This is a genomic window from Nemorincola caseinilytica (genome assembly GCF_039540515.1).
Taxonomy (GTDB): domain Bacteria; phylum Bacteroidota; class Bacteroidia; order Chitinophagales; family Chitinophagaceae; genus Nemorincola; species Nemorincola caseinilytica.
Genome location: NZ_BAABFA010000003.1, coordinates 1 through 5,982 on the forward strand (window position 1 = coordinate 1; position 5,982 = coordinate 5,982).

Consider the following 5,982-nt stretch of genomic DNA (forward strand, 5'->3'; position numbering starts at 1 on the left):
CGAACCTGTTGCGGGGCTGCTGCTGCTCCATGTACCACCTGCTACTGTGTTGGCCAGTGTTGTAGTGGCATTCTCACAAACGGCTGCTACGCCGGTGATGGGAGTAGGAGTGGTGTTCACGTTCACGGTATGAGTCACATAGCAGGTAGGGTTCACCATATAGGTGATGATGGCCGAACCTGTGCTCACACCCGTTACAAGCCCTGAAGCGTTGTTAACTGTAGCTTTTGCGGTAGCGCTTGAGCTCCAGAGGCTTCCGCTTTTTGGGTGGCTGAGCTGTATTGTATTGTCCACACAGGTGTTTGTAAGACCGGTGATGGCGGCCAGTGGTTCTACGGTCACTGTTTTGGTGACATAGCAGCCGGTGCCGGGCATTGAGTAGCTGACGATAGCAGTACCTGCTATAATGCCAGTTGTCCTGCCGTAGTTGTAAGCGTTTGGAACTACCTGTGCCACGGTCGCAATAGAAGTATTGTTCGTGGTCCAAACGCCACCCCATACTGTCTGAGTGAGTATGATGGAAGAGTTGGGGCAAACAGTTTCCGGTCCGTATATGGTATCAGGAGTAGGGTAGATGGTCTCTGTCCTTGTCCTGTAGCAGCCATTAGGCATAGTGTATGTTATTTCTATAGAACCGGGATAGGTAGCGCCGAGTACTTTGTGGAATGCGCTTACAAGTCCGTTCTGGTCCAGTGTGGTATAAGTAGTGTCTGGTGTAGACCACACACCACCGGGTGTACCATTATCGAGGTCTACAGAGAAGTCGGTACAAACGGCCGAGTAACCTGTGAAGTAGCCTATAGGCAGTACGGTCACATCTACAGTGTCAGGCTCGCTTGAGCAGCCATATACGTTGAAGCCGATAACGGTATAGCCTACTGTTACAGTAGGTATGCCGGTAGAAGGCGTAGCGGTAACGGGCGCAGAAGAGTAGGTAGTAGAAATGCCATTGTTCGCGCCCCACAGGAAAGCACCTGCGCCACCTGTAGCAGAAAGCGTCACCGACTCGCCATTACATATAGTGTCATCCGAGGTTGATGCGCTAACATAGAAAGGAGGAGCCTGAGTGAGCGATCCTGAGGTAGAAGCGGTACATCCGTTGTTGTCGGTAACGGTGAAAGAGTATGCTCCTACGTCCATGCCGGTATGATTGCCGGTATTGTAGTAAGGGGTGGTACCACCTGTGGCCGATACGACCGTGCTGCCGGTAACGCCCTTGTTACAAAGTATGTTGAAGCTATTTACTGCTATCGCAGGTGTATTGGAAGCTACGAGTACGGCTGGTTCTGTGATGGTTCCCGATACGGTAGATGTACAACCCTTATTGTCTGTAACGGTATAGCTGTATGGTGCAGGAGAGAGGCCGCTGAAAGTGCCTGTGCCGGTATATGGTGATGTTCCGCCTGTGGCTCCTACTATCACCCTTCCATTGTTCTCGCCATTGCAGCGCACATTGGTCACAGACTTGGTGGCCACTAGTTGTGAGGGCTGGCCCACAGTGCCTGAAGTGGTAGATGTACATCCGTTGTTGTCGGTAACGGTATAGCTATAAGGGCCGGCATATTTATCGGTAAAGTTGCCGGTGCCTGTGTAGGGCGATGTTCCGCCTGTGGCGCTTACCACTACGCTGCCGGTATTGCCGCCAAAGCAGGACACATTGGTAACACTGCTGGAGGCGACGAGGCCACCTGCAGGTTGTGTAACGGTAGCCGATTGGTTGGATACACATCCATGAGCATCGGTAACAGCGAAGGTGTAAGTGCCTGCCACAAGGCTGCCGAAAGTGCCGGTGCCTGTATATGGAGTGGTGCCGCCCGTACCGCTGATGGTAACGCTACCTGTATTGTTGCCGAAGCAGAGTACATTGGTAACGCTCTTTGAGGATACGAACTGTGTAGGCTGGGCTACTGTGCCCGAGGCTACAGAAGTACAGCCATTATTGTCGGTAACGGTATAGCTGAACGAACCGGCTGAGAGGTCGGTGAAGTTGCCGGTGCCTGTATATGGCGTGGTGCCGCCTGTGGCGCTTACCAGTACACTACCGTTGCTCTCACCAAAGCAGTTCACATCGGTAATGGTCTTGGATGCTACGAGTGCTGCAGCGGGCTGGGTAATAGTGCCCGAAACGTTCGATGTACAACCTTTATTATCGGTCACGGTATAGCTATAAGGGCCTGCTGCCTTACCGGTGAAGTTGCCGGTGCCCGTATATGGCGAGGTGCCACCCGTAGCTGTGACCGATACGCTACCTGTGCTACCACCATTGCAAAGTACATTGGTGACGGTGGTAGATAGGGTGAGGGCAGCAGCGGGCTGCGATATGGTGGCAGTGCCTGTTACCGATCCGCAACCATTGCTTACCGTATATGTATAAGCACCCGCAGGCACATTGGTAAGGCTGGCCGTAGTGGCGCCATTGCTCCACGCCCATGTGAACGGTGTGCTGCCACTCACATTGGGCACTATGCGGCCAGTAGTGGCTCCGTAGCAGTTTACGTTGGTAACGGCGGCTGCCGATGTGATGGTCACAGGGTCGCAGTTCTCTTCAAAGGTAGCATTGACGGTATGTGCCGCAGCAATGGCCGAAAGTGTATAGGTGGTGACAGCGCCTACGCTGCTGCCATCAAGGGTCACATCCAGTACATGATACCCCGATGCAGGGGTAATGGTATATACTTGTGTGCTACCCTCGCAAAGTGTGCTATTGCCATTGGGAGATATACTGCCATGCGCACCTGCCGATGAGGTGATAGTATATGATCCGCCATGACCGTATTTATACACTTCTGCCTTGTAGAACATAGAGCTTATGCGGCTGAAGGCGGCATATAGGGTGCCATTGCTCATAGCTATCGCAGGTCGTTGGTTCACCGCACTGCCGGTAAAACTTGCATTGCCTAGCGTTACCCAGTTGCTTCCATCGAATTTTTTAACGGTCAATTTCTCGTCGGCCGATAGGTCGGCATACGATACTATAGGCTTCCCGTTCGCATCCAGTATCATTGCGGGTTTAAGAGGCTGTACAAAGCCGTTGCTCCCTACGCCTTCCCAACTGCTGCCATTGTATTTCCTTACCGAATAGCCATTGCTGGCGCTGCCATCTATAAAGCCCACATAAGGTGTGCCCGTATTGTCCAGTTTTATTGTTACGTCTTCTGCTGCACCCGCGCCTGCAGCTATGCCCCTGCTGCCTACCAGCGACCATGTACTGCCGTTATAGCTCATTACGCTTGCGCCATTGGTAGTTCCCGCATCGGCAAAGGCTATGTAGGGTGTGCCTGTGCTATTGAACGCCATGGAATAGAATGATGCCGATGATGGTGTGAAAGACATGCTTACTGTTACCCAGTTCGTGCCATCGAATCTCTTTACATACTGTGTAGGCGAGGCGGGTACATCATTATATACTACCCACGGCATGCCGCTGCCGTCTATCGCTAATGCAGGGTATGCGGCCTGGTATGCAGATACCGGTTCTCCGCCTACAACATACCAGCTGGTGCCATTATAGCTCATCACTGTACCTCTTCCGCTGCTGGGTACATCGCAGAAGAAGAGGTATGGTTTGCCGGCATTGTCTACTGCCAGTTGCAGGTCCGATACTCCATTGGTCGTAGCAAAGTCATCACCTATTATCGTCCATGATGTACCGTCATATTTTTTTACTATGGCCCTGTTCCCGTTATCCTGATCCTTGTATGCCATGTACAGGTTCCCGCTGTTGTCAGACACCATGCCCTGCACATTGGCTATGCCCGGCGACAGAGGTTCGGCACTGGTAGACAGCCAGTTGAGACACGAAAGCACCGAAGTGACATTCGTAGTGACCGTAGTGGCGCATGTGCCGTTGGCTACAGTGTAAGATATTTTTGCCGTACCGGGTGTTACGCCTGTTACCACACCTGTGCCGCTTATTGTTGCTACGGCCGGTGCAGACGATATCCAGGTGCCACCGGGAGTGCTATTGGAAAGTGCGGTGCCTTCTTCGGTATATACGGTAGTGGGGCCTGCTATCGGCATCAGGGTGGGGTATGTGTTCACCGTAACGGTGGTACTGGCCACGCAGGTGGGCGTTATCTGGTAAGATATCTCGGCATTGCCGCCGCTATTGCCCGTCACTATACCCGATGTACCCACACTGGCCACCTCGGGTGCAGTGCTGCTCCATACACCGCCATAGTACGAATTGGTAAGTGTGGTGGTGTTGCCATTACATACCGATGCCGTACCACCTATGGTAGGCGCTGTGGGCTGCAGCCTGTACACCTGCATCTTGCTGGTGTTGCCCAAATGCGATAACACCCAGGGTGCACCATTGCTGCCTATGCACATGGTAGTACTTGCATAGTATGTGTATGGCGCCGATGCTGGGTTCAGACCAATGAATTCCCAGTAGGTGCCATTGAATTTCCTTACCGTAACATCAGATAATGGAGAATTCAGGTCTTCGTATGCTATATATGGAACATCGTTCGAGTCCAGCGCAAGGCTTGCATTGCGGTTTATATCCTTCATGCCTACCGAGGTCTCTGTCCAGCTGCTGCCATCGTATTTCCATACCTTCAGTACATTGGGATGCGGAGTGAAGTGTGAATTGGCCATATACAGCGTGCCACTCTCCGAAGAGATGAACGATGCATTGGCGGTCATTCTTTCTGAGAAGAATGGACTGCCCACATATTCCCATGATGTACCGTTGAATTTCATTACACTTCCCTTGCCATAGTCTGCAGTGACGGGGCCATTATAGTCCCCAAAACTCACATAAGGTGTGCCGCTGCCATCTACTGCCAGGTTGTGCGTGTTCCCGCCTACGTTCGTGAACCCTTCACTGCCCAGTAGTACCCATGATGTACCATTATACTTCATAACAGTAAGCCTGCCCGATGAGTTCACATAAGCAATGAAAATGGTGCCTGATGAGGAGATCGCGATCTTGACACCATTACTGTTTGAAGGTGTGAATTCCGCACTGCCCACCAATACCCAGCTTGTGCCATTGAATTTCATCACAGAGGCTTTGCTCGTTCCCATTTGTGAATAGGCCACATAAGGCACTCCATTGTGAATAGCTATCATGGGTGTTGCCGTATATGGGGTAAAGCCGGGTGTGCCAACAAATACCCAGTTGGTACCATCGAACTTCTTTACCGATACCTTATAGGCATTGTAGGGGTCGGCGAATGCCACATATGGTGTACTGTCCATCATGGCCATGTGGGCTTTCGTGGTGCCTACATCAACAACGTAGTCACCTGCCCTGTTCCATGAAAGACATTCCTGGCCATAGCTGTTGGTGGGTATAAGTGCAACGCCTGATACCAGCCCCATTATTGCCAGCAGGTATGCGGCACCCCGGAACAGGAGACCTGACCTGTATACTTTCCCTTTTACTTGTGTCGTAGCATTCATTTGCATAGTATGTTGTATTAAATGTTTCCTCATTGATGTGATGCGCAAATAGAGAATGGTCGTGAATTTATACACTCAATAAATGATCGGTAGGTGCTATAGGTATGAAAGGCACTTTTCAGGTGCTGAAATGGCTATTTGTGAGGCTAAAATTACCTATATAAATGAGCGATATTTGCGCAATAACAAATCGATAACACAATGATTGTCAGTGTGTTTTGATGATGGTCGCGAGCATGTATCAAGATCGTAGTGTGCAGGTCCATTACCTAACAATGCATCTTACGAACCGTATCATAACATGGGTCTTAAATATCCTTTCAGACATTTGTTCGTTTTGGGTGCTTATTTTTTGGGTGAGCGATATTTAAGTATGGTTCATAAAAACGAAAAAGGTCCTGAATGTTCAGAACCTTTTTCGTTTTATACTCTTCCTTTTATGGTTTATACACGAGTCTTACAGTTGTAGCATTTCCATCAGATCCCTGGAAGTGGCACATATACATGCCTGCTGCGAGGTCGTAAGGGAGTGCTACAGAAGTAGCAGGTGCTGTCACATCATAGCGGGTT

The 5,982-nt window shown here is 50.7% G+C and carries 1 protein-coding gene; it reads right to left on the minus strand.

Annotation, left to right across the window (positions count from 1 at the left end; translation table 11 throughout):
• Positions 1–5,412: Ig-like domain-containing protein (locus ABD843_RS00920; protein WP_345077111.1), on the minus strand; the 5,412-nt coding region annotated here is incomplete at its 3' end.
• Positions 5,413–5,982 lie beyond the last annotated feature (570 nt).